The sequence below is a fragment of the Winogradskyella sp. 266wxhm genome (assembly GCF_058964685.1).
In genome coordinates, this window is sequence record NZ_CM179559.1 from 2008153 (window position 1) to 2030719 (window position 22567).

The 22567-nt window shown below is 33.4% G+C and carries 21 protein-coding genes; 7 read left to right on the forward strand and 14 right to left on the reverse strand.

Translation table 11 applies throughout. From position 1 onward, the window contains the following. Positions 1–10: 10 nt before the first annotated feature. Together AC2H4K_RS08845 and AC2H4K_RS08850 are read right to left on the reverse strand one after the other, a co-directional pair. Positions 11–1261: an aspartate kinase gene (locus tag AC2H4K_RS08845; protein WP_493742328.1), complete on the reverse strand. Its 1251-nt coding sequence runs from the start codon at positions 1259–1261 to the stop codon at positions 11–13. After that, the gene (locus AC2H4K_RS08850; protein WP_281139265.1) at positions 1262–1738 is read right to left on the reverse strand and encodes a GNAT family N-acetyltransferase; all 477 of its coding nucleotides are present in this window, start codon (positions 1736–1738) and stop codon (positions 1262–1264) included. Positions 1739–1876: 138 nt separating this feature from the next. Between AC2H4K_RS08850 and fbp the strand changes: the two genes are divergently transcribed. After that, entirely contained in the window at positions 1877–2890 is a 1014-nt protein-coding gene (gene fbp / locus AC2H4K_RS08855; protein ID WP_281139264.1) for a class 1 fructose-bisphosphatase, read from the forward strand. Between the two features lie 92 nt (positions 2891–2982). Here fbp and AC2H4K_RS08860 read toward each other — a convergent pair whose 3' ends face one another. Continuing rightward, entirely contained in the window at positions 2983–3414 is a 432-nt protein-coding gene (locus AC2H4K_RS08860; RefSeq protein WP_281139263.1) for a tellurite resistance TerB family protein, read from the reverse strand. A gap of 101 nt (positions 3415–3515) precedes the next feature. Here AC2H4K_RS08860 and mfd point away from each other — a divergent pair, with 101 nt between their 5' ends. From mfd to AC2H4K_RS08875, 3 genes are read left to right on the forward strand one after another with little or no spacing between them, the layout of a single operon-like run. After that, entirely contained in the window at positions 3516–6848 is a 3333-nt protein-coding gene (mfd, locus tag AC2H4K_RS08865) for a transcription-repair coupling factor (RefSeq protein WP_281139262.1), read from the forward strand. Then, positions 6845–7708 carry a DMT family transporter gene (locus AC2H4K_RS08870; RefSeq protein WP_281139261.1) on the forward strand — a complete coding sequence of 288 codons (864 nt, stop codon included), beginning with the start codon at positions 6845–6847 and terminating at the stop codon, positions 7706–7708. Before mfd ends, AC2H4K_RS08870 begins: the two co-directional genes overlap by 4 nt. A gap of 54 nt (positions 7709–7762) precedes the next feature. After that, a complete protein-coding gene (locus AC2H4K_RS08875) occupies positions 7763–9064 on the forward strand; it encodes a TlpA family protein disulfide reductase (RefSeq protein ID WP_281139260.1) in 1302 nt (433 codons plus the stop codon). A gap of 87 nt (positions 9065–9151) precedes the next feature. On the opposite strand, the gene AC2H4K_RS08880 is transcribed toward AC2H4K_RS08875, so the two are convergent. Continuing rightward, a complete protein-coding gene (locus tag AC2H4K_RS08880; protein WP_281139259.1) occupies positions 9152–10096 on the reverse strand; it encodes a nicotinic acid mononucleotide adenyltransferase in 945 nt (314 codons plus the stop codon). A gap of 130 nt (positions 10097–10226) precedes the next feature. Here AC2H4K_RS08880 and AC2H4K_RS08885 point away from each other — a divergent pair, with 130 nt between their 5' ends. Continuing rightward, positions 10227–11228, forward strand: coding sequence for an NAD(P)H-dependent glycerol-3-phosphate dehydrogenase (locus tag AC2H4K_RS08885; RefSeq protein WP_281139258.1), 1002 nt, complete (start codon positions 10227–10229; stop codon positions 11226–11228). An 11-nt stretch (positions 11229–11239) separates the two neighbouring features. Then, on the forward strand, positions 11240–11830 hold the full coding sequence (locus AC2H4K_RS08890; protein WP_281139257.1) for an RDD family protein: 591 nt from the start codon (positions 11240–11242) through the stop codon (positions 11828–11830). A 139-nt stretch (positions 11831–11969) separates the two neighbouring features. Here the strand turns inward: AC2H4K_RS08890 and AC2H4K_RS08895 are convergent, their stop codons facing one another. The 10 genes from AC2H4K_RS08895 to AC2H4K_RS08940 all read right to left on the reverse strand — a co-directional run bounded on the left by AC2H4K_RS08895 (position 11970) and on the right by AC2H4K_RS08940 (position 21934). Beyond that, positions 11970–12365, reverse strand: coding sequence for a hypothetical protein (locus AC2H4K_RS08895; RefSeq protein WP_281139256.1), 396 nt, complete (start codon positions 12363–12365; stop codon positions 11970–11972). Between the two features lie 17 nt (positions 12366–12382). Continuing rightward, a complete protein-coding gene (locus AC2H4K_RS08900) occupies positions 12383–12976 on the reverse strand; it encodes a TetR/AcrR family transcriptional regulator (protein ID WP_493742329.1) in 594 nt (197 codons plus the stop codon). Positions 12977–12994: 18 nt separating this feature from the next. Further along, the gene (locus AC2H4K_RS08905) at positions 12995–13810 is read right to left on the reverse strand and encodes a universal stress protein (protein ID WP_493742330.1); all 816 of its coding nucleotides are present in this window, start codon (positions 13808–13810) and stop codon (positions 12995–12997) included. Positions 13811–13865: 55 nt separating this feature from the next. Continuing rightward, a complete protein-coding gene (locus AC2H4K_RS08910) occupies positions 13866–14150 on the reverse strand; it encodes a DUF3861 domain-containing protein (RefSeq protein ID WP_493742331.1) in 285 nt (94 codons plus the stop codon). A 9-nt stretch (positions 14151–14159) separates the two neighbouring features. Next, the gene (locus AC2H4K_RS08915; RefSeq protein WP_493742332.1) at positions 14160–15572 is read right to left on the reverse strand and encodes an efflux transporter outer membrane subunit; all 1413 of its coding nucleotides are present in this window, start codon (positions 15570–15572) and stop codon (positions 14160–14162) included. 4 nt (positions 15573–15576) lie between these two features. After that, positions 15577–18711, reverse strand: a complete 3135-nt coding sequence (locus AC2H4K_RS08920; protein WP_493742333.1) for an efflux RND transporter permease subunit — start codon at positions 18709–18711, stop codon at positions 15577–15579. Between the two features lie 16 nt (positions 18712–18727). Next, positions 18728–19858 (reverse strand): efflux RND transporter periplasmic adaptor subunit, encoded by a 1131-nt coding sequence (locus tag AC2H4K_RS08925; protein WP_493742334.1) that lies wholly within the window; start codon positions 19856–19858, stop codon positions 18728–18730. 16 nt (positions 19859–19874) lie between these two features. Then, positions 19875–20363 (reverse strand): GbsR/MarR family transcriptional regulator, encoded by a 489-nt coding sequence (locus tag AC2H4K_RS08930; RefSeq protein WP_493742335.1) that lies wholly within the window; start codon positions 20361–20363, stop codon positions 19875–19877. Positions 20364–20502: 139 nt separating this feature from the next. Beyond that, positions 20503–21522 (reverse strand): phenylalanine--tRNA ligase subunit alpha, encoded by a 1020-nt coding sequence (pheS, locus tag AC2H4K_RS08935; RefSeq protein ID WP_493742336.1) that lies wholly within the window; start codon positions 21520–21522, stop codon positions 20503–20505. Positions 21523–21577: 55 nt separating this feature from the next. Further along, positions 21578–21934 carry a hypothetical protein gene (locus tag AC2H4K_RS08940; RefSeq protein ID WP_493742337.1) on the reverse strand — a complete coding sequence of 119 codons (357 nt, stop codon included), beginning with the start codon at positions 21932–21934 and terminating at the stop codon, positions 21578–21580. Between the two features lie 70 nt (positions 21935–22004). On the opposite strand from AC2H4K_RS08940, the gene AC2H4K_RS08945 reads away from it, so the two are divergent. Further along, positions 22005–22517, forward strand: coding sequence for a CvpA family protein (locus AC2H4K_RS08945; RefSeq protein WP_493742338.1), 513 nt, complete (start codon positions 22005–22007; stop codon positions 22515–22517). Positions 22518–22567: the final 50 nt, after the last annotated feature.

Sequence of the window (22567 nt, forward strand, 5' to 3'; positions counted from 1 at the left end):
TAGTAAATGTTTACTTAGTTACAATTTGAACAGTTTCTTGTGTTAATTGCTTTAATAATACGGTTTTATCTTTCTCTAGCTCATCAATTGCCTCCTCATTATAATGCCTAACAGTATAAAGACTCACGTTTTCGTAACATGTGACGTTAAATTTTGCTTTGAGATGCTGAAGTAATTTCTCTAGATTATTATAAATATTTTCTATACAAACAGAAAAACTGATGGCAGAATTCTGAATGACATCAACCTTCATTTTGTATAAATGTAACAGCCCAAAAATTTCACTTATATTTTCTTCAACGATATAAGAAAAGTCTAACGACGATAATGAAATTAAAATCTGATTTTTCTTAACTATAAAGCATGGTATTTGAGGCTCAATAGTCTTGCCTTTACTCACACAAGTGCCATCTGCCTTTGGGTTTAAAAACGATTTTACATACAACGGAATTTCTTTGCGTTGTAAAGGTTGAAGCGTTTTTGGGTGAATAACAGAAGCGCCATAAAAAGCCAGCTCAATAGCTTCTCTGTAAGAGATTTGATGTAAGAGTTGAGCATTTTCAAAATATCTTGGGTCGGCATTAAGTACTCCTGGTACATCTTTCCAAATAGTAACACTGTTGGCGTTGAGACAATAGGCAAAAATAGCGGCTGTGTAATCACTACCTTCTCTACCCAAAGTGGTCGTAAAATTATTGGCATCACTTCCTAAAAACCCTTGAGTAATATTGAGTTTTGAAGTGTCAAAGCCTGCTAAAATGTTCTCTTGAGTTTGTTCCCAATTAACATTAGAACGTCTATAATAATTATCGGTTTTTATAAATTCTCTGACATCAACCCATGAGTTTTTAATACCGATTTCATTTAAATAATAGCTAACAATAGTTGTAGAAATCAATTCACCAAAACCAATGGTTTGGTCATAAACATAGTTATAATCTGGTGACTTATTACTTTTAAAAAATAAGTTAAGTTCGTCAAAAAGTGCTTTTACGGCAGCAAAAACTTGATGCTGTTCATTTGAAAATAAATCTAGTAGAATTTCATTATGATATTTAATAATATCATGAATGGAACTTTGCAGTTCGGCTTTATTTTCAAAATAATTTTTGATGACGATTTCCATGGCATTGGTGGTTTTGCCCATCGCAGAAATAACAACCAAAGTATTGTCATAGCCAGTGGCTTTTAAAACCGAAGCAACATTTTTTACACCTTCTGCATCTTTTACAGAGGCTCCACCAAACTTATAGATTCGCATTTATAGTGCTTTTAAATAGTTTTCAATTCCAGTTTTATCAAGGTGAACCACATCCCAATCTCGCATAACGTTAGCCCCATTTTTTTCGTAAAACGTAATGGCAGGTTCATTCCAATCTAAAACCTCCCAACTTACACGTTTTACACCAAGATTTTTTCCATGTTTAACTACGGTATCTAACAGTTTTTTACCAAATCCTTTGCCTCTATGTTTTTCATTTACAATTAAATCTTCAAGATGAAGAACATTGCCTTTCCAGGTAGAATACCTAGTATAAACGAGCGCTAAACCTTCAACAGTATTATTATCTTCTATAACAAAACAGGTAAATTTTTTATCGTCTCCAAAACCATCTTTTTCTAAATCGGCAACAGTGACTTCAACTGCATCAGGTTCTTTTTCATAGATAGCTAATTCATTAATGAGTTCTAAAACTCTTGGCATGTCTTGTTTAGTGGCTAATCTTGGTTGGTTCATGATTGTTTTTTACAAAAGAATACCAAATATAATCTAAACTCAGTTGACATAATAATTTATTTACTTTACGAAAACGTTATAGTTACTATATTTGTACGATATTTGTTACGCTATTAATCAATATTAAAACCCAATTACATGTCCAAGAGCAAGCAAACGTTAGGTGAATTTATCATAGAAAATCAAGCCTCTTTTAAATATACATCTGGCGAACTCTCAAGACTTATCAATTCTATTAGATTAGCCGCCAAAGTTGTAAACCATGAAGTAAACAAAGCAGGATTAGTAGATATTATAGGTGCTGCAGGTGATACTAATATTCAAGGTGAAGATCAACAGAAATTAGATGTGTATGCTAATACCAAGTTTATTCAAACGATGACCAAAAGGAATATAGTTTGTGGTATTGCAAGTGAGGAAGAGGATGATTTTATTTCCATCAATAGCCAAGATGAAAACCACCAAAATAAGTATGTGGTTTTAATAGATCCTTTAGATGGTTCTTCAAACATTGATGTAAATGTTTCTGTAGGAACTATTTTTTCTATTTATAGACGTATAACTCCAGTAGGAACACCTGTTACTATTGATGATTTTCTTCAAAAAGGTAGTCAACAAGTTGCAGCAGGTTATATTGTTTACGGAACATCAACTATGTTGGTATATACTACAGGTCATGGTGTTAATGGCTTTACCTTAAACCCAGCTATTGGATCCTTTTATTTATCACATCCTGATATGCAGTTTCCAGAAGATGGAACTATTTACTCAGTTAACGAAGGTAACTACATACATTTTCCAAAAGGTATAAAAAACTATATTAAGTATTGCCAAATGGAAGAAGGAGACAGACCATATACTTCAAGATATATAGGATCGCTTGTTTCAGACTTTCATAGAAATATGATAAAAGGTGGTATCTATATGTATCCTAAAAGTTCTAAAAATGAAAAAGGAAAACTGAGGTTACTTTACGAATGTAATCCTATGGCTTTTTTAGCAGAACAAGCTAATGGAAAGGCGAGTGATGGTTTTACAAGAATTATGGATATTCAGCCAACAGAATTACATGAACGTGTACCATTTATTTGTGGTAGTAAAAATATGGTAGAGAAGGCCGAAGAATTTATGAGAGCTGCTGAATCGGAATAAATTTCGAATTCAAATAAACATAAGCGCATAAAAAAAGCAACTTTAATTTAAATTTAAAGTTGCTTTTTTGTATTGTAATAAGATGAAGTAGCTTATTTATTCATGTTTTTCATTTCATCAATAAAAGTATCTAAATCTACTTTATCGTAAGCCAAAGCCAAAGCTTTATCGGCAATATATTTTACATTTTGAGCATGAAATCCTAAACCAACACAAAGTTTTTCTAATAACCAATGTTGATTAGGGCCTTCAATATCATCTGCCCAAACCATACGAGATAAGTCGTATAAACGTTCTAAACGATTGTCGTAAGAATGTGGTGCATTAACAGGATGGTTTTTATAATCCTTTAATATTTCTGCATAATCGTGTTCCGAAATATCTAAGCGTGTAGCTAATCTGTCTAAGAACGCTTTTTCTTCATCATTAATGATTCCATCACTCATCGCTACTCTAACTATAGCAGCAAAATGATCTTCGTTACGCTTCTTGAAACCGCTGTCGAATAAATTTGAAAATGACATAAATTATTGTTTTTATAAGTGAACAAATATAAATCTATTAATAGTATTTTCAATAGAGAACCTTTCAAAAATTTTATATTTGCACTTTCAAAATAAGGAACTTGAGTAAAGACTTTATTTCCCAAACTTATCTACAGACTTTGCAACTGCAAAATCTGAAGAATACTATTGCCTTAGATCAAGGTAAAGTACACCTCAAAGGACTTGTAGGTTCTTCACTTTCAATTGTCGTTTCTGAAGCTTTTAAAACAGCCGAAAAACCTTTTCTACTCATTTTTGATGACAAGGAGGAAGCAGCTTACTATCTCAACGATTTAGAACAACTCATTAATGATAAAGATGTGTTGTTTTATCCAGGAAGTTACAGGAGACCTTACCAGATCGAAGAGACCAATAATGCTAATGTACTTTTAAGAGCTGAGGTACTTAACCGTATCAATTCCCGAAAAAAGCCATGTATCATTGTTACGTATCCTGATGCATTGTTTGAAAAAGTGGTTACCAAAAAGGAACTCGAAAAGAACACTTTAAAAATTTCCGTTGGAAATGAACTGAGTACCGATTTTGTAAACGAAGTATTGTTTGAATATAAATTCAAACGTGTAGACTTCGTCACAGAACCAGGTGAGTTTTCCGTAAGAGGTGGTATTATCGATGTGTTTTCTTTCTCTCATGACGAACCTTACAGAATTGAATTTTTTGGTGATGAGGTTGATAGTATAAGAACCTTTGATGTAGAGACGCAATTATCTACAGATAAAATTAAGAAGGTTAGCATTATTCCTAATGTCGCGAACAAGACTATTGCCGAACAGCGTGAAAGTTTTTTAAAATACATTTCAAATAAAACGGTAGTTTTTGCTAAGAATATACCGTTTGTGTTTTCAAGAATTGATGAGTTTTATACTAAGGCCGAAGATGCTTTCAAAAACTTATCAAGCGAAATAAAACATGCTACACCAGAAGAGTTGTTTTGTAATTCAGAACTACTAAAACGCCAGTTTTTAGATTACAACTTGGTTGAGTTTGGTACGTCTGCTGTAATGGGTACTGAGCTTATTGAGTATCACACAACTCCACAACCAGCATTCAATAAACAATTCAATATATTAATTGAAGATTTAAACGAGAATCATGATAACGGCATTACCAATTACATTGCCTGTGTAAGTGAGCAACAAGCCAAACGTTTTCATGATATTTTTGATGATCACGAAGGTGAAGTACATTACAAAACTGTAGTGATTTCATTGTATCAAGGTTTTATTGATAAAGAACAACAAATTGCGGTTTATACCGATCACCAGATTTTTGACCGCTATCATAAATTCCAACTTAAAAATGGCTACGCTAAAAAGCAAGCCATTACTTTAAAGGAACTCAACAACCTTGAAATAGGTGATTATGTAACACATATAGACCATGGTATTGGTAGGTTTGGAGGTTTACAAAAAATTGATGTTGAAGGCAAAAAGCAAGAGGCTATAAAACTGGTTTACGGTGAGCGCGATATTCTATATCTTAGTATTCACTCATTACACAAAATTACCAAGTTTAACGGTAAAGATGGTAAACCACCAAAAGTTTATAAACTAGGTAGTAAAGCTTGGAAAGCACTAAAACAGAAGACTAAATCTAGAGTTAAGGAAATAGCTTTTAACCTTATTAAACTTTATGCAAAACGTAAGTTAAAAAAAGGTTTTCAGTACGCACCAGATAGTCATATGCAGTTGGAGTTGGAAGCATCATTTATATATGAAGATACGCCAGACCAAGTGTCTTCTACAGCAGATATTAAAGCTGATATGGAGAGCGAACGTCCTATGGATCGACTAGTTTGTGGTGATGTTGGTTTTGGTAAAACTGAAGTCGCTATAAGAGCGGCTTTTAAAGCTGTTGATAATGGAAAGCAAGTTGCTGTTTTAGTACCAACAACCATATTGGCTTATCAACATTACAGAACATTTAAAGAGCGTTTAAAAGATTTTCCGGTCACGGTAGATTATGTTAATCGTTTTAGAACAGCCAAAGAAAAACGTGAGACTTTAGAAAGCCTAGAAAAAGGTGGTGTAGATATTATAATTGGGACACATCAATTGGCCAACAAAACAGTAAAGTTTAAAGATTTAGGTTTACTCATAGTAGATGAAGAACAAAAATTTGGTGTAGCCGTAAAGGAAAAGCTAAAAACCATTAAAGAAAACGTTGATGTACTTACGTTAACAGCAACACCTATTCCGCGTACGTTGCAATTTAGCTTAATGGCAGCCAGAGATTTATCGGTTATTACAACGCCACCACCAAATCGCTATCCTATAGAGAGTCATGTCATTCGTTTTAATGAAGAAACCATTAGAGATGCGGTGAGTTACGAAATTCAACGTGGTGGACAAGTATTCTTCATTCATAATAGAATAGAAAATATTAAAGAAGTTGCCGGCATGATTCAGCGATTGGTGCCAGATGCAAAAATTGGTATTGGTCATGGGCAACTTGATGGCAAAAAGTTGGAAGAACTCATGCTTGGTTTTATGAATGGTGAGTTCGATGTTTTAGTAAGTACCACAATTGTAGAAAGTGGATTGGATGTACCAAATGCCAACACAATCTTTATAAATAACGCCAATAATTTCGGGTTGAGTGATTTGCACCAAATGCGAGGACGTGTCGGACGAAGCAACAAAAAAGCATTTTGCTATTTCATTACTCCAGATTATTCTGTGATGACACCAGATGCTAGAAAACGTATCTCTGCTTTAGAGCAATTCACAGAACTGGGAAGTGGTTTTAATATCGCTATGAAAGATTTAGAAATCCGCGGAGCAGGAGATTTGTTGGGAGGTGAACAAAGCGGATTTATAAACGATATAGGTTTTGATACCTACCAAAAAATATTAAACGAAGCTATAGAAGAGCTTAAAGAGTCTGAATTTGCAGATTTATATAAAGATGATGGTAAGCCAAAACAGTATGTAAAGGATATTACTATTGATACGGATTTTGAATTGTTATTCCCTGATGATTATATCAATAATATTTCCGAACGTTTAAATCTCTATACCAAATTAAACGAATTAAAAACAGAAGAAGAGCTTCAGAAGTTTGAATCTGAAATTGTAGACCGATTTGGTGAGTTGCCTACTCAAGTTCAAGATTTATTTGATAGTGTACGATTAAAATGGATTGCAACTAAAATGGGAATTGAAAAACTCATCATGAAGCAAGGAAGGCTTATCGGTTATTTTATTCAAGATCAGCAAAGTGGGTTCTATCAAAGTGATTCGTTTTCTAAAGTTTTACAATTTATTCAGTTGAATTCTGGGAAGTGTAAAATGAAAGAAAAAGAAACCCGTAACGGTTTACGTTTACTGTTGACTTTCGACAATATAAAATCAACAAAACAAGCACTTACTGCGTTATCTGATATTAAATGAGTGAAAAAAATCACTTAAACCATTTATTTCTACTCACATTAGCTATGTTTTTTGTGAGTACTTCTGGTGCGCTTGGAAAATATATTGCCATGCCAACCGAAGTCATTATCTGGTGGCGCTCATTTTTAGCAGCTGTTTTTCTGCTCGTATTCTGTTTGTACAAAGGCATTGATTTAAAGATAAAAAACAGAAGAGATCGTTGGACATTTTTCATAGCATCTCTACTAATGGGAGGTCATTGGGTGTTTTATTTTTATGCCTTAAAGCTTTCCAACGTTGCCATTGGAATGTTGTCACTCTTCACATTTCCTGTAATCATCGCCTTTTTAGAACCCTTATTTTCAAAAACAAAATTTGATCCAGTAAGTATTCTTTTAGGCATTATGGTGCTAACAGGTATTTATATTTTGGCCCCAGAATTCGATTTAAAGAGTAGTCAGCTACAAGGTGTTTTGTTTGGAGTGCTTTCAGCATTATGTTATGCTATACGAATTCTAATTTTAAAAGGACACACAGCCAAATATAATAGTACAATGCTAATGTTTTATCAAGTTATAATACTTACAGTGGTATTAGCACCAGTATTATTTTTTATGGATACCAGTAATATAAAAACACAATACCCTTACGTCGTTTTATTAGCTTTAATAACCACAGCGATTGGACATACCATGTTTGTAAATAGCTTAAAATATTTTAAAGCGAGTACAGCAAGTATTATTGGAAGTGCCCAGCCTGTTTTTGGGATTATTATTGCCTATTTTTTCTTGAATGAGATACCAACATTACATACATTTGTTGGAGGATCTTTAATCATAGCTACAGTAGTTATAGAAAGTTTAAGATCAAGAAAAAAATAAGCACTTGTGGCTTAATTTTTGAGGTTAGCTCTCACGTAAATTCAATTCAAAAAAATGAAAAAGTTTATATTCCTAATAGTCGTTTTGCCATTTGTTGCTTTTTCCCAAAATATAAAAGGAACGTTTTCTCCAGCTGAAGATTACACGTATGCCTTTTTATACAGAGCAACACCAGATGGTGCAAATTATATTGAAAGAGGAAAGATGAATGATTCTGGTTCTTTTGAAATAACTCTAGATTCTACAGCAAAACCAGGTATTTATAAGATTGTTTATGCCATTCCGCCCGAAGAAAATAATTTCGATTTTATTTATGATGGTAATGAAACGGTCGATTTTAGTTTTAGTCAAGACGAAGGCATTGAATTTAAAGAGTCCTTAGAGAATAAATTATGGAATTCGTACTTAAAAAGTATGGATATGGTCAACCAAACTATTAGCAATTATTACACAAAGCAAGGTACGGACAAAGCAGCTTTTAAGGCTATTTTTAAAACCTTAAAAGAAACACAATCGGCTTATGAAGAATCTGCGGTAGGTAAGATGGTTTTGAATTTCATTAAAGCTAATAAACCCTATATTCCTAGCGACTATGAAGATATAAGCACTTATTCCAAAAACTTAAAAAGTCACTTTTTTAAGAATGTGGATTTTAGTAGTGAACTTTTACAGAGTTCTACATTTTTAACCGATAGGGTGAGTGGCTATGTTTTTAATATGATAGAAAACCCAAGTAATGAAGATTATAAAAGCTTGGTTGATGATGTTGCAAAAGCTATAAGCGACAACGATTTAGAAATAAAAACAAGTTTGTTAGAAATGCTTTGGCAGAATTTTTTAACCCTAGAGAATAATGACATGGCGAATTACATTACGGATAATTACTTGTTAGATTTAGCCAACAAAACCAATAATAAAGCTTTAGCGGAAACTATAACATCTTTCAAAAACACCTCAATAGGTACCAAAGCACCTAATTTTGAAATTTCTGCTGATGGCAATAATACAAGTCTCCATGATTTAAAAGGTTCGGATTATTACCTGCTTATTTTCTGGAGTAGTGGTTGTGGACATTGTTTGAACGAGCTACCAAAAGTAAAAGCGATTTTGGCCAATAATGCGCAAATAAAAGTTGTGGCTTTTGGTTTAGAAGACTCTAAAGGTAAATGGTCTTCAGCCATTAAAGATTACCCAGATTTTATACATACTATTGGCTTAGAAAAATGGGATAATCCCATAGTAACTACATATGGTATTTCTGCAACTCCAACTTATTTTTTACTAGATACTAATAAAATAATTAAGGCTAAACCTTATGACTATGAGGAATTAGAGGTGGTTTTAAAAGATTTGTAAATAGAAAAACGCTCAGTAAAGCAAGTGCTTTATCTGAGCGTTTTGAAACTAAATAACCAACCAAATTTAGTTTCATATGTTTTTTTATTAGGTGTTTCGAGTATTATCTCTTGGGTTTTCTACCTTTTTTGTTTTCTGTTTACGTTTTTTAGATTCGTTTTCTCTCTTCTGTATATTGCCTTCCGTGTCAGAACTTCTGTAGTAAGCAATGTAACCTCTACCTGCAAATTCATACACTGTACCAGAATTTGGGTGGTACAATTCTATTGTACTATCATTAATAACGCTAAGCTCAAAGAATTCATTGTCGAAGAAATCATAATCTAATGTTAATGTTTTTAGATACATATTTCCAGAAATATCTCCAACTCCATAGACACCTGTGTAATCCCAATAGATGTTATTTACATTATATACATTTTCACCTTGTGAGCTTCTAAACGTTGAGTCGTTACCACCAGATAAAAACTGTAAATAATTTTCATTATCAAACTCATTTATAGCTCCGTAGTTACTTGTGTATGTTTTTTCCCATGCATCATATTCTTGTAAGAAATAATGAATATTGTCGTAAAAAACATAGTCATAATCAAATGTAGAACGTTGGTAACCATCTAAAAAGTAAGAGGTGTCATTATACGGATTGTACAACTCAATAGTGTTATTATCTATTTGATAAATATCGAAAGTTTCAAACCCATCAATAACATGGTTAACGTCCAATATCATGTCATAAGCGTCATAGTTTCCTATTTGAACACCATAACCATTACCTTGGCTACCAATACCAACTAAATTATTATTGGCATATAAACGACCATTATCAAAAGTTAAGGTAAAAGCAATTTGTAAAAACGGTGTTTCTCCATAACCTTGGGTAGAATTGATATCTACATACCATAAATCGTAAGAGTGTAATAAGTTATCTAACGATATTCCTGGATTATTGTTTACAATGATGTCTTCTGTATAACAAGACGTAAATAATGTTGCGCTAAGGGCAAATCCTAAAAGTAGTTTTATTGTCTTCATAATCTAACGGTTTTAAGGTTATTACTTTAAGAGTTTCAAAACGTGTGCCAAGATTTTAATTCTTGCTTTTAGGCATAGCCATTCCATAAAAGTTTCCTTATTTTTGAAGGACTAAAACGAAACTATTTTTATGAGCAACAATAAAAAATATGCAGTTTTTGGTGCAGGAAGCTGGGCTACAGCCATTGTAAAAATGCTTTGCGAAAATCAAGACCAAATTGGCTGGTACATGCGAAGTGTTTACATCAAAGAACATATTTTAAAAGAGCTACACAATCCTAGCTACTTAAGTTCTGTGGAATTCCATACAGAACAACTAAAGCTTAGTAACGATATTAATGAAATAGCAGAGTGGGCAGATGTACTCATTTTTGTTATTCCCTCAGCTTTTATACATTCTGAATTAGAAAAGTTAACCGTAGATATTAGTGAAAAGACTATAGTATCTGCCGTAAAAGGTATAATGCCAGAGTCTGGTAATTTGGTAGGTGAACATTTTCATGATGTTTATAATATTCCCTTTGAAAACATTGCCGTTATAGCTGGACCTTGCCATGCAGAGGAAGTTGCTTTGGAAAGACTATCTTACTTAACCATTTCTTGCGCAGATCCTATAAAAGCACAAGCTATTGCCAATAACTTATCTAGCGATTATATAAAAACAAAAATCAGTGACGATATTATTGGTACCGAATATGCTGTAATGCTGAAGAATATTTATGCTATTGCTGCAGGAATTGCTCATGGATTGGGTTATGGTGATAACTTTCAAAGTGTGTTAATGAGTAACGCTATTAGAGAGATGAAGCGTTTCATTAAAAAAATGCACAAAATGAAGCGAAACATCAATAACTCGGCATATTTAGGTGATTTATTGGTCACAGGTTATTCTGTATTTTCAAGAAATAGAATGTTCGGTAATATGATTGGTAAAGGCTACACGGTAAAATCTGCTCAAATGGAAATGAACATGGTTGCCGAAGGCTATTATGCTACCAAAAGCGCCTATGAGCTCAATAAAAAGAATAAAAAGAAAACGCGTTTGCCTATTATAAATGCGGTTTATGATATTTTATACGAGAACAAGAATCCTAAAAAGGTGTTTCAGAAACTAACTGAGAAATTGGATTGATTTAAAATTGGATGAAGATTACCAATACTAAATATCCAAACCTTAATCTTGCAAATGAAGATGAAAGAGGAGAAAATCTTATTATAGATTTTATAATTTCATCATCAGTAGGTTTTTCTTTAGCGTGGCTGACTTACCAGAACTTACTTTCGGCAATCTTTATTTACTATGTGTCGAGGTTTTTATATTATTTCCTTTTTGAATCTGTTACAGGTCGTACACCAGGAAAATATCAAACAAGGACTATAGTGGTTGATAAAGATGGAAATAAACCATCAAAAAATCAATTGGTTATTAGATCATTAAGTAGGTTTTTTAGCATATTCTCAGGAATTAGTGATAACGAAAGAGCCATTCATGATAGCTTATCGGATACTTTTGTAATTAGCGACAAAAATTTAAAAAAACTGGAGTTTAGGCGACCTTTAATTTTCTTGTTTAATCAATCTATTTTAATCTTTTTAGCTTATTCCTTCCTTGATGAACCTGAATATGAATTTTGGGATATCTTGGCTATCATTCTACTAACATTTGCCATTTTAAGTGGTTTTGTTATAGCATTTATAAAACTATCAAAAACTAAAAAGGCTTCTAAATACTAGTTAAGTTAATATTCATTCTGACATCCTGAACTTGATTCAGGATCTTACATAAAAATAGATTTTGTACTGCACTTAGACTGTGCTCAGTGTCACAGTTTTGAGTAGCAATAATTAAGAGATTCTTGCGAAAGCAGGAATTTTATTTAACCAAAACACCCTTCAACTGCATTAAAGGAACAGTTTGAAGTGCCTTTTCATTGATGGTGTTTTTTCTGAATAAATACGTTTTGTCAAACATCTGATTATCTTCAAAAAAAGTGATTTTAAATGAGTTGTTAAGCTCTAAAACCTTTTCTTGTAGATACTCAATCTTGGCATAACTACGCGCTGGCAATTTTGCAAGTGTATGACGCATAGGAGGTGTCATTTTTGTATCGTTATAGCCTTGCGAAACAATAAGAACAGTGTCTAAATCTTTATCTGAATTGTTTATGATATATGCATTCCAATCTAGAGTTTTATACTCTATATGTTGTTCTTGTACTACAGCTATATAAACGTCCTTTACTTCAGGAATAGTGATGTCTTTTTTCATGTTGCAAAAATAGCAAACTATTCAAAATATGCATTCTTGTAATCAGAAACTGAAATGCCTTTTAAGCTATACACCACAAAATGATTTAGTAATTCTTTATTAGTGTAAATTTCCATCAGATTATTGTTTCTTAGGGCTACTTCTTCAAAGCGTTTAAAGTATAGGCTACAGAACAGACTTAAGTTGACTTCAGGTCTAATAGTACCATTTTTACTAGCCTTTTCTAATAAACCATAAACCGTTTGGTTAACAATTTCATTTCTGAAATCATCAAATATTTCATTGGCCTTTGGGTAGTACTTTTTTAAACCGAAAATAAATGAAGGCTTAAAATGTTTTAAGTTTTCAAAACCTTTCTTATAGATTAAAATTATACAAGTTATAGGATCATCATTATGCGATTTTAATATCTCATTGACATCATCTCGAAACTCATCCAATAGAAAAGCTACACTTTCTACAACCAAATGCTCTTTACTTCTAAAATGCTTGTAAATGGTTTTTTTAGAAATACCAATTGAGCTCGCTAGTTCGTCTAAGGTATAACGCTTACTACCAAACTTTGTAAAACTGTCTATAGCAGTTTTCATCAACTCGCATTTGTCTATCATTATTCTTGTATTTAGATACTATTCTACAGGTATTGATAATAGCGGAATATTCATACCCGAAGCCATAACTCTGGTTTTACTTTTATGAACAATAGATTCCCAAAACCCATATTTTTTCGGAATCATTACTAATAAATCAGCATTTGAGGCTTTGATTTCTTTTTCAATTTCTTCGATTACGGCATTAGACTTTACATTTTTGTATATGTGTGTAACAGGTTCTAATTCGTTATCAATATTTTGTAGAGCTTCACCCTTAGACAACAGTTCGCTTATCTTGTTTTCCACATGAAATATGGTGACATTAGATTTTAATAGCAAGGCTATTTGCCTTAATCTTGCTAATGACTTTAGAGGTATAGCCTCCATTAAATCGCATGCAAAAAGTACATTTTTAATGCCAGAAAATTGAGCTCTTAATGGTACAGCAAGCACAGGAAACTTTCTCATACTAATCAAGGTTGTAGTAGGGTTTCCTAATAAGTTTTGTTCCATAGATTTTGGAGACATTCCCATAACCAACAACCGTGAGTTGTTCACCTCCATTAGGTGTTCTATCTCTTGCTCTAAATCAACATACTTACATTCGTACTCAACATCAATATCAAATGCTTTAGATAGGTTTAGTGCTTGGTCCTTTAATTTGTCACTATTCTTCTTAATTAAGCCATCCATAGATTTTACCGTTAATCTAGAGTTTGCAGCATGCACAGGTAGCCTAAAGGCATTAAACAATATCAATTTTGAATTGAATACCTGAGCAAGTGAAGCTGCATATAGTACAGCATTGTTAGATCGTTCTGAAAAATTAGTGGCAACTAAGATAGGTCTCATAATTTTGTGTCGATTTTCTTTGTTTTGAAAGTGAATAACTAACAAAACGATTATTCTACATGGCTTTAAGCTTTTTCATGAAATCCGAAAAATGGGGAAAGAAACCTTCAAAAAGTTCGTGCTTTCTGTTTTTTAATAAGACTTCACTAAACAATTTTAACCCAACTGCAAATTCTTTATTTGTGTTTTCATCAAAGATATTTTTCTGCTTAATTTTTTCTAAAATGCTTAAAATATCATCATGATTTTCAAATTCAAACTGTAAATTTCCAGTTGGGTTTGGGTTATCTTTTAACGTAATTTCGTCTAAAGTCAACCTGTATTTATTATTCTTTTTCACTTTTAAATTTTATTTCCAGCCTCCACCTAAAGCTTCATAAAGGTTGATAACGCTTAACATTTGTTGTAGTTTGTTATCAATTAAATTAAGCTCTGCACTTAGCGCGCTTTGTCTAGCTGTTAATAGGTCTAAATAATTGGCATATCCGTTTTTCAATAATTCTTCCGAGTTACTTTCGGCATTTCTTAATGCTTCAACTTCATTTTGGCGGTATTCAAATTTCTCTGTTTCTGCCTCATAATCGTAAAGTGCATTAGACACTTCGTTTCCTGCTGTTAAAAGCGTGTTTTTAAACGCTAATAAAGCTTGTTCCTGCTGTGCTTTGGCAACTTCGTGCTGCGTTTTAATTCGTCTTTGATTAAAAATAGGTTGAGTTAATCCGCCAACTAAAGTTGCAAATAATGAATTAGCATTAAGTAATTGATCTAACTCAAGACTTTGAAAACCAGAATTAGCCGTTAATGTTAGTGACGGATAAAAATTACTACGTGCCACATTGGTTAACTCAAAAGCGTTTATTAAACCATATTCTGATGCTATAACATCTGGTCTGTTGCTTAATAAAGTAGCAGGTACACCAACTTTTATCTCGGCATCAAAATTTTGGTTTTCTAAAGCACCTCGTTGAATTGGTTGAAACGATCTTCCCAATAGAAAATTTAAAGCATTTTCAGTTTTAAAAATTGAAGCTTTTATATCTACTAATAGTGCTTTTGCGTTATTGTATTGCGCAATATTTTGGTCAACCGCAACTTGGTTTACTTGTCCAGCGTCCTTTAATGCTTTAATTGTAATGACACTACTGTCTCTAGCGGCAACTGTTTGCTCTGTAACTTCTAATTGTGCATCTAAGGCCAACAATTGGTAATATGTAGTTGCAATGCTAGATACTAACTGTGTTTTTACCGCTTTATGTGCAGCGACACTTTGTAAATAGGTAGCTTCGCTAGCACGTTTATTACTTCTAATTTTTCCCCAAATATCAGCTTCCCAAGATAAACTTCCTGAAAGTTCATATTGATCTAATGACGAAAAGAAAGACCCAAATTGACTGTTTCCAGACAATTCTTGATGTGTCATCTGTGCAGTAGCGCTAACCGTTGGTAAATAACCTGCTTTACCTTGTTTTAAGTAAGCTTCGGTAACTAGAATTTGCTGAATTGCAGTTCTAATATCTAAGTTATTTTGAAGACCTTCATTAATGTACTGCTGCAAATAGCTGTCTGAAAATAAATCTTTCCAAGATATATCTGCCATAGACAAACTGTCTGCTGGCAAATTATCTGTTCTAAATAAATGGTCTGTTTCTTCTAATTCTGGTCGCGTATAATCTTTAGCTACAAAGCAACTTTGCATTGTTATCGCAACTACAATAAGTAATAAGGGTTTACTTAATTTTTTATATGTTGAATGTGATATCATAATTTTAGTTCTCGATAGTTTTTGTTTTTGGTTGACCTGAAACTTTCTCTTGCAACCATTGGAATAAGATGAATAGAATAGGGATTACAAAAATTCCTAAAATGGTTCCTATTAACATTCCTCCAGCAGCACCAGTACCAATAGATCTGTTACCAGCAGCTCCAACACCGTTTGCTAACACAAGTGGCATTAATCCTAAGATAAAGGCAAAAGAGGTCATTAAAATTGGTCGTAATCTGGCTTTTGCACCATGTATAGCTGCGTCTACTAAATCTTCTCCGCTACGTCTACGTTGTAGCGCAAACTCTACAATTAAGATGGCATTTTTAGCTAATAAACCAACCAGCATGATTAAGGCTATTTGGAAATAAATGTTATTCTGTAAGCCTAACATTTTGGTTGAGAAAAAGGCTCCAAACACACCTAGCGGTAAAGAAAATATTACAGCTAATGGCAATAAGTAACTTTCATATTGTGCAGCGAGTAAGAAGAAAACGAATACAATTACCAATATGAAAATAATAACCGTTTGATTACCTGCATTTACCTCTTCTCTAGATAAACCAGAGTAAGCCACATCGTAGTTGTTTGGTAAGTTTTTAATTTCTTCGTTAACAACTGCAAGTGCGTCACCGGTACTAAAACCAGGGTTAGATGCTCCACTAATTTTTGACGAATTATATAAGTTGAAACGCGTTACAGATTGCGGACCATATACACGTTTTAAATCTACGAACTGTGTAATTGGTGCCATCTCACCACTTCCTGTTTTTATATACAATTCATTTAAAGAACTTGCATCTGTTCTGTCTTCTGGCAAGGCTTGTACATAAACTCTATATTGCTTACCAAATCTAGCAAAATCAGCTGCGTAAATTCCACCTATATAACCTTGTAAAGTAGAGAATATACTACTTATAGACACGTTATATCTTTTAGCTAATGGCACATCAATTTCTAACTCGTATTGAGGATATCTTGTATTGAATGAAGATTGTCCATACTGAATTTCTGGATGCTTCATTAAGTTACCAATAAACTGTTGTGTTGTGGCATCTAACTCTTCAAAACTACCACCCGATTTATCCATTAAATTCACTTCAAAACCACCGGAAAGTCCAAAACCAGGAATACTTGGCGGCGCAAAGAAAATAATATTAGCATCTGGAATAGTGGCTGCAATACCAAATAGTTTTCCAATAATGGCACTAGAAGATAAGTCTTCGTTTTCACGCTCGTCCCATTTATCTAATTTTACAAATCCTAAACCGTAGTTAGAACCGGCACCACTAATTAAGCTTCGGCCATTAATAACCGTTACTCCACGAACACCAGGTATTTGTTTGGCCTTTTGGTACAGTTCTTCAGTAACTACATTGGTTCTGTCCATTGTAGCTCCAGCTGGTAATTCTACATTCATAAAAATAATACCACGATCTTCATCTGGCACAAATCCTGTTGGGGTTGTAGAGGCTGCCCACCATATACCAACACCAGAAAGAACAAGTATAAGTGCTGTTACCCATTTGTTTTTGTATAAAAAGCTAAGGGACTTACCGTAGCGTTGCGTAGCGGCATTAAACCCAGCATTAAAACGGTCGTAAAATTTCTGAAGAAAACTTTTGTTTTTGTCTTCGTGATCGTCGTGTCCTTTTAAAAATAGGGCACACAACGCCGGACTTAACGTTAAAGCATTTACGGCCGAAATTAAAATAGCTACAATTAAGGTAACCCCAAATTGCTCGTAAAACACCCCAGTTGGTCCTTGAATAAAAGTCACTGGAACAAACACTGCCGCCATAACTAAGGTGATAGAGATAATAGCTCCCGATATTTCGTGCATCGCATCCAGTGTTGCTGTTTTCGCATTTTTTGCCCCTTCATCTATTTTGGCGTGTACAGCTTCTACCACCACAATAGCATCATCTACCACAATACCAATTGCCAATACTAAAGCAAATAGAGTTAACAGGTTAATAGAATAACCAAATACGTTTAAGAAAAAGAAGGTACCAACAATGGCTACTGGAACAGCAATAGCCGGAATTAAGGTAGAACGGAAATCTTGAAGGAAGATAAATACCACCAAGAATACCAATAAAAAGGCTTCAATTAAGGTATTTCTAACCTTGTTCATAGAAGCGGTTAAAAACTCATTGGTGTCGTAATTAATTTCATATTTTATACCGTCGGGAAAGTCTTTGGATAAACGATCTAACTCCGATTTTATATTTGTAATAATCTCTTGTGCATTGGAGCCTGCCGTCTGAAAAACTCCCATATTCACACTCGGATAGCCTTCGGTAAACCCATACGACTCGTAGCCTTGTGCATCTAATTCAATTTTAGCTACATCTTTTAAACGCAGGTATTCGCCATTATCTAAGGCTTTAATAACAATGTCTTGGTATTGTTTTTCGGTTTTAAAACGTCCGCTATACTTAATGTTGTAAGCAAATGCTTGTCCGTCATTTTGACCTAAACTACCTGCAGAAGCCTCTAAACTTTGCTCTTGTAGTGCGGCAATAACTTCGGAAGGAATTAAATTGTAGGCGGCAAGTTTTTCGGGTTTTAACCATATACGCATCGCATAATCTTGATTAGAAAACACCTGAACATTTCCAACACCATTTACACGTTGTATAGCCGGAATAACATTAATTTTTAAATAATTCTGAACAAAAACGCCGTCGTAATCATCGTTATCTGAATAAACAGATAGGAACATCAAGGCCGAGGTTTGTTGCTTTTGTGTGGTAACTCCTGTTTGTACAACTTCACTTGGTAGTAATGGGTTGGCTCGAGACACACGGTTTTGAACGTTAACGGCTGCAATATCAGGATTCATTTCTTGATCGAAATACACTGTAATATTTGCAGTACCGTTATTATCTGCTGAAGAGGTCATATAAGTCATTCCCTCAACACCATTAATTTGTTCTTCAATAGGAATGATTACACTTTCTAAAATGGTTTCTGCACTTGCACCAGGATAAGTGGCATTAACCTGAATGGTTGGTGGTGCAATGTCTGGGTATTGTTCTACAGGTAAAGCAGAATACCCTAAAACACCCAAAATAACTATGATGATGGAAATTACGGTAGATAATACCGGTCTTTCTATAAATGTCTTTAACATAATTTTTTTCTAAATATTATTGAAATAAAGGTTTTAAGGGTTTAACAATACTGTCAAACGCTACTTTTTGAGGTTGTAAAGGTGTTCCGTTTTTAATTTTACCTATACCTTTTACAACTACTAAATCACCTTTCTTTACACCAGATTCTACAATAAGAAGCAAATCGTTTTTATCCTTAATTGAAATTAAAGATGATTTTGCTGTATTGTCATCACCAACGGTATATACATACGTTTGTCCTTGTTGCTCAAACGAAGCTGATTGAGGAACAACAACAGCATTTTCATAGGTTTTAGGTATTTTTATTGTACCACTATTTCCGTTAGTTAACAATCTATTTGGGTTATCAAAAACGGCTCTAAAACTTACTGTACCAGTATTAGCGTCTATTTGACCTGTAACCGTTTCAATAGTTCCTTTTTGGTCATAAACTTGACCGTTTGCTAGTAGTAATTCAACCTTTGGAAAATTGCTGATTTTTTCTTGAAGTGTTGTGCCTTCTGTATCTTGTAAGAAGTCTAAATATTCTGTTTCATTCATAGAAAAATAAGCAAATACTCTTTCTATACTAGCAACAGTAGTTAAAGGATTTACGCTAGTTGCACTTACTAAAGATCCTTCTCTGTAAGGAATTGCGCCTACGTAGCCATCAACCGGGCTTTTTACTGTAGCGTAACCAATATTAGCAACAACACTATTGTAAGCACTTTTTGCTTGTGCTAAATTTGCTTTTGCGGTTTCTAACTGTACTTCGCTAATGATGTTTTTTTCTACTAAAGGTTTTAATTTATCAACCTCTACTTGTGCTACATTAACACTGGCTTTTGCTGCTTCTGCATCTTGACTTAAAGATTCAGTTTCTAATTTAAAAAGTGTTTGTCCTTTGCTTACTTTTTGTCCTTCGTCTACTAAAACTTTATTGATGTAACCAGACACTTTTGCTCTTACTTCACTATTAATAGTACCTTCTATTGTTGTTGGGTAAGTGTTATATGTTGTCACCTCTTTTTGAGGCACAGTGGTTACTGCCAATGGCATTGCTTGTTGCTGTTGCGATTGTTGCTGCGGTTGTTCTTGCTTACAGCTTGTGCTAACTAATGCTACAATACTTAACGCTGTTATGATATGTATTTTATATTGTTTCATGTTTTGAAAAAATTGATTAATGATCATTATTAATTAGGGATTCTTTTAGTTTAGATATTGATAAAATTGCACCATGTAAAAATTCAATAGAACTGTCGTGATAGCCAAATTCAAACTGGTGCTCCTTTTCTAGTTTACTATTTGCATCTACTTTGTATGTCTTTACTTCTTCATGAAGCTGTTTTTCTCCTTTCCATTCTTCTAACATTCTGTTTATACCTTGAAGCATAGTATCTACATTTACTATAAAGTATTTTTTTCGGTCACCTGGTTTAGTGAAATATTCTAGTTTTTTAAGGTCTTGCAGATGATTTAGATGTGTTGAAATTGTGCTTTTACTAGCACAAAGGTTTGTTACTAAATCGTCAAACGTAGTTCCTTGTTTACCAGTTAAAATAATGAACGAAAAAATTCTTGCAGCCACAGGTGCTATTTGTTCTTTTTTTTCTAAGAAAATACCTAGTTTTTCTACCAACTCAAGCTTTCTTTTTTCTAGGTTATCCATGTTTAATTAAATTAAGCTTGCAAATTTACGATTGGTTCGGAAAAAACCGAACTAAACGAAGTTAAACAAATGTTAAATAATAAAGCCGATAGTATTTTTAGTACTATCGGCTATAATAAGTTATGATTTGTGTGTCTTTTTACAGAGCAGATTTGAATTGTTCTAAGAATCGAACATCATTTTCACTTAATAGTCTAATGTCACTAATTTGATTCAATAGCATTGCAATTCTATCGATTCCCATACCAAAGGCAAATCCTGAGTATTCTTTAGAATCTATGCCACAGTTTTCTAAAACATTAGGGTCTACCATACCACAACCCATAATTTCTAACCAACCTGTTCCTTTAGTGATTTTATAATCTGTTTCGGTTTCTAATCCCCAATATACATCTACTTCAGCACTTGGCTCTGTAAATGGGAAGTAAGATGGACGTAAACGAATTTTAGACTTCCCAAACATCTCTGTTGTAAAGTACTGAAGGGTTTGTTTTAAATCAGCAAAGCTTACATCTTTATCAATATATAAACCTTCTACTTGGTGAAAAAAGCAATGAGAACGCGCAGAAATAGCTTCATTTCTATATACTCTACCAGGAGAAATAGTTCTGATTGGTGGTTTATTGTTTTCCATATAACGTACCTGCACAGAACTTGTATGTGTTCTTAATAAGATATCAGGATCAGTTTGAATGAAAAATGTATCCTGCATGTCGCGTGCTGGGTGATACTCAGGTAAGTTTAGTGCTGTAAAGTTGTGCCAATCATCTTCAATTTCCGGACCTTCACTAACGTTGAAACCTATACGAGAAAAAATATCAATAATTTGATTTTTTACAATTGAAATAGGATGACGAGCACCAATAGCAATTGGTTCTCCTGGGCGAGACAAGTCTCCGTAAAGCCCTTTTTCTTCCTCTTTATTTTCAAAATTTTCCTTTAAGGTATTTACCTTTTCTTCAGCAGTTTTCTTTAACTGATTTATGGTTTGTCCAAATTCTTTTTTCTGCTCGTTTGCTACATTTTTAAATTCAGCAAAGTATTGCTTCAAAAGTCCTTTAGATCCTAAGTATTTTATTCTGAATGCTTCAACCTCTTCTTTGGTTTCGGCTTTAAATGCTTCTGCTTCTGCAATAAGTTCTTTTAACTTGTCTATCATTTTATGCTGAATTTACTTTCAGTAACTTTTAATTAGTCTGCAAATTTAAAAAATCTTAGTCTATATACTCTGTTTCTACAAAATAGTTCACAATAGCCTCTTTCATTAAGACGCTTTGCTCACCAGCTTTAAGATGAGGTAATTGCTCTTTGATTTTATAATGTGGCCAACCGTCTTCGTCAACAAAATCAAACTCATAAAAACCATAGGGCTCTAAAAGTTTGCAGATGGCTATATGCATTAAGTCTAGCTTGTGATCTTTTTTGTATGTACGATGTAATTGACCAAGTTCCTGGACCCCTATGAGGTAGATAATAGCATCAAGATCTAATTTATCTCCATCAGCAAATTGATTAGAAAGTTTTTCAACTATCAAATCCCATCGTTCTTTTAATTGTTCGTCTCTTGCCATAATTTATCGCGCATATTATGCGTTATAGAATTGGCAAAGTTAATTTATATTTGCTAAAACCGCTAGTAATATGAGTATCATTGATATTGTTTTGGCAGCTCTTCTGTTGTTTGGATTCATTAGAGGACTTTTTAAAGGGCTTTTTGTAGAAATAGCATCGCTTTTAGCACTTGTTTTGGGTATTTATGGTGCGATACATTTTAGCTATTTTGCTTCAGAATTTTTGGAATCTAAAGTCGATTGGAACGAGAAGACGGTTAATATTGTAGCCTTTGCAATCACATTTGTCATCATAGTTTTACTAATAAGTTTAGCAGGAAAAGCGCTAACCAAGCTTGCTAATTTTGCTGCTTTAGGTATTCTCAATAAATTATTAGGTGCTGTTTTTGGTGCTTTAAAAATAGGTTTGATACTCAGTGTACTTCTTATAGTTTTTAATAAACTAAACAAGACGGTTCCTTTTATGGAAGAAGATGATATTGAAAATAGTGTGCTTTATGAGCCTGTGAAGTCATTAGCACCAATGATTTTTCCAACAATAATAAAAAGTGGAGAAGAGCTTCAAATTAATCCTGAAGTTTAATCAGAAGAAATTTAACTATTTTTTTGTAGTTATTAATACTTAATTTTGTA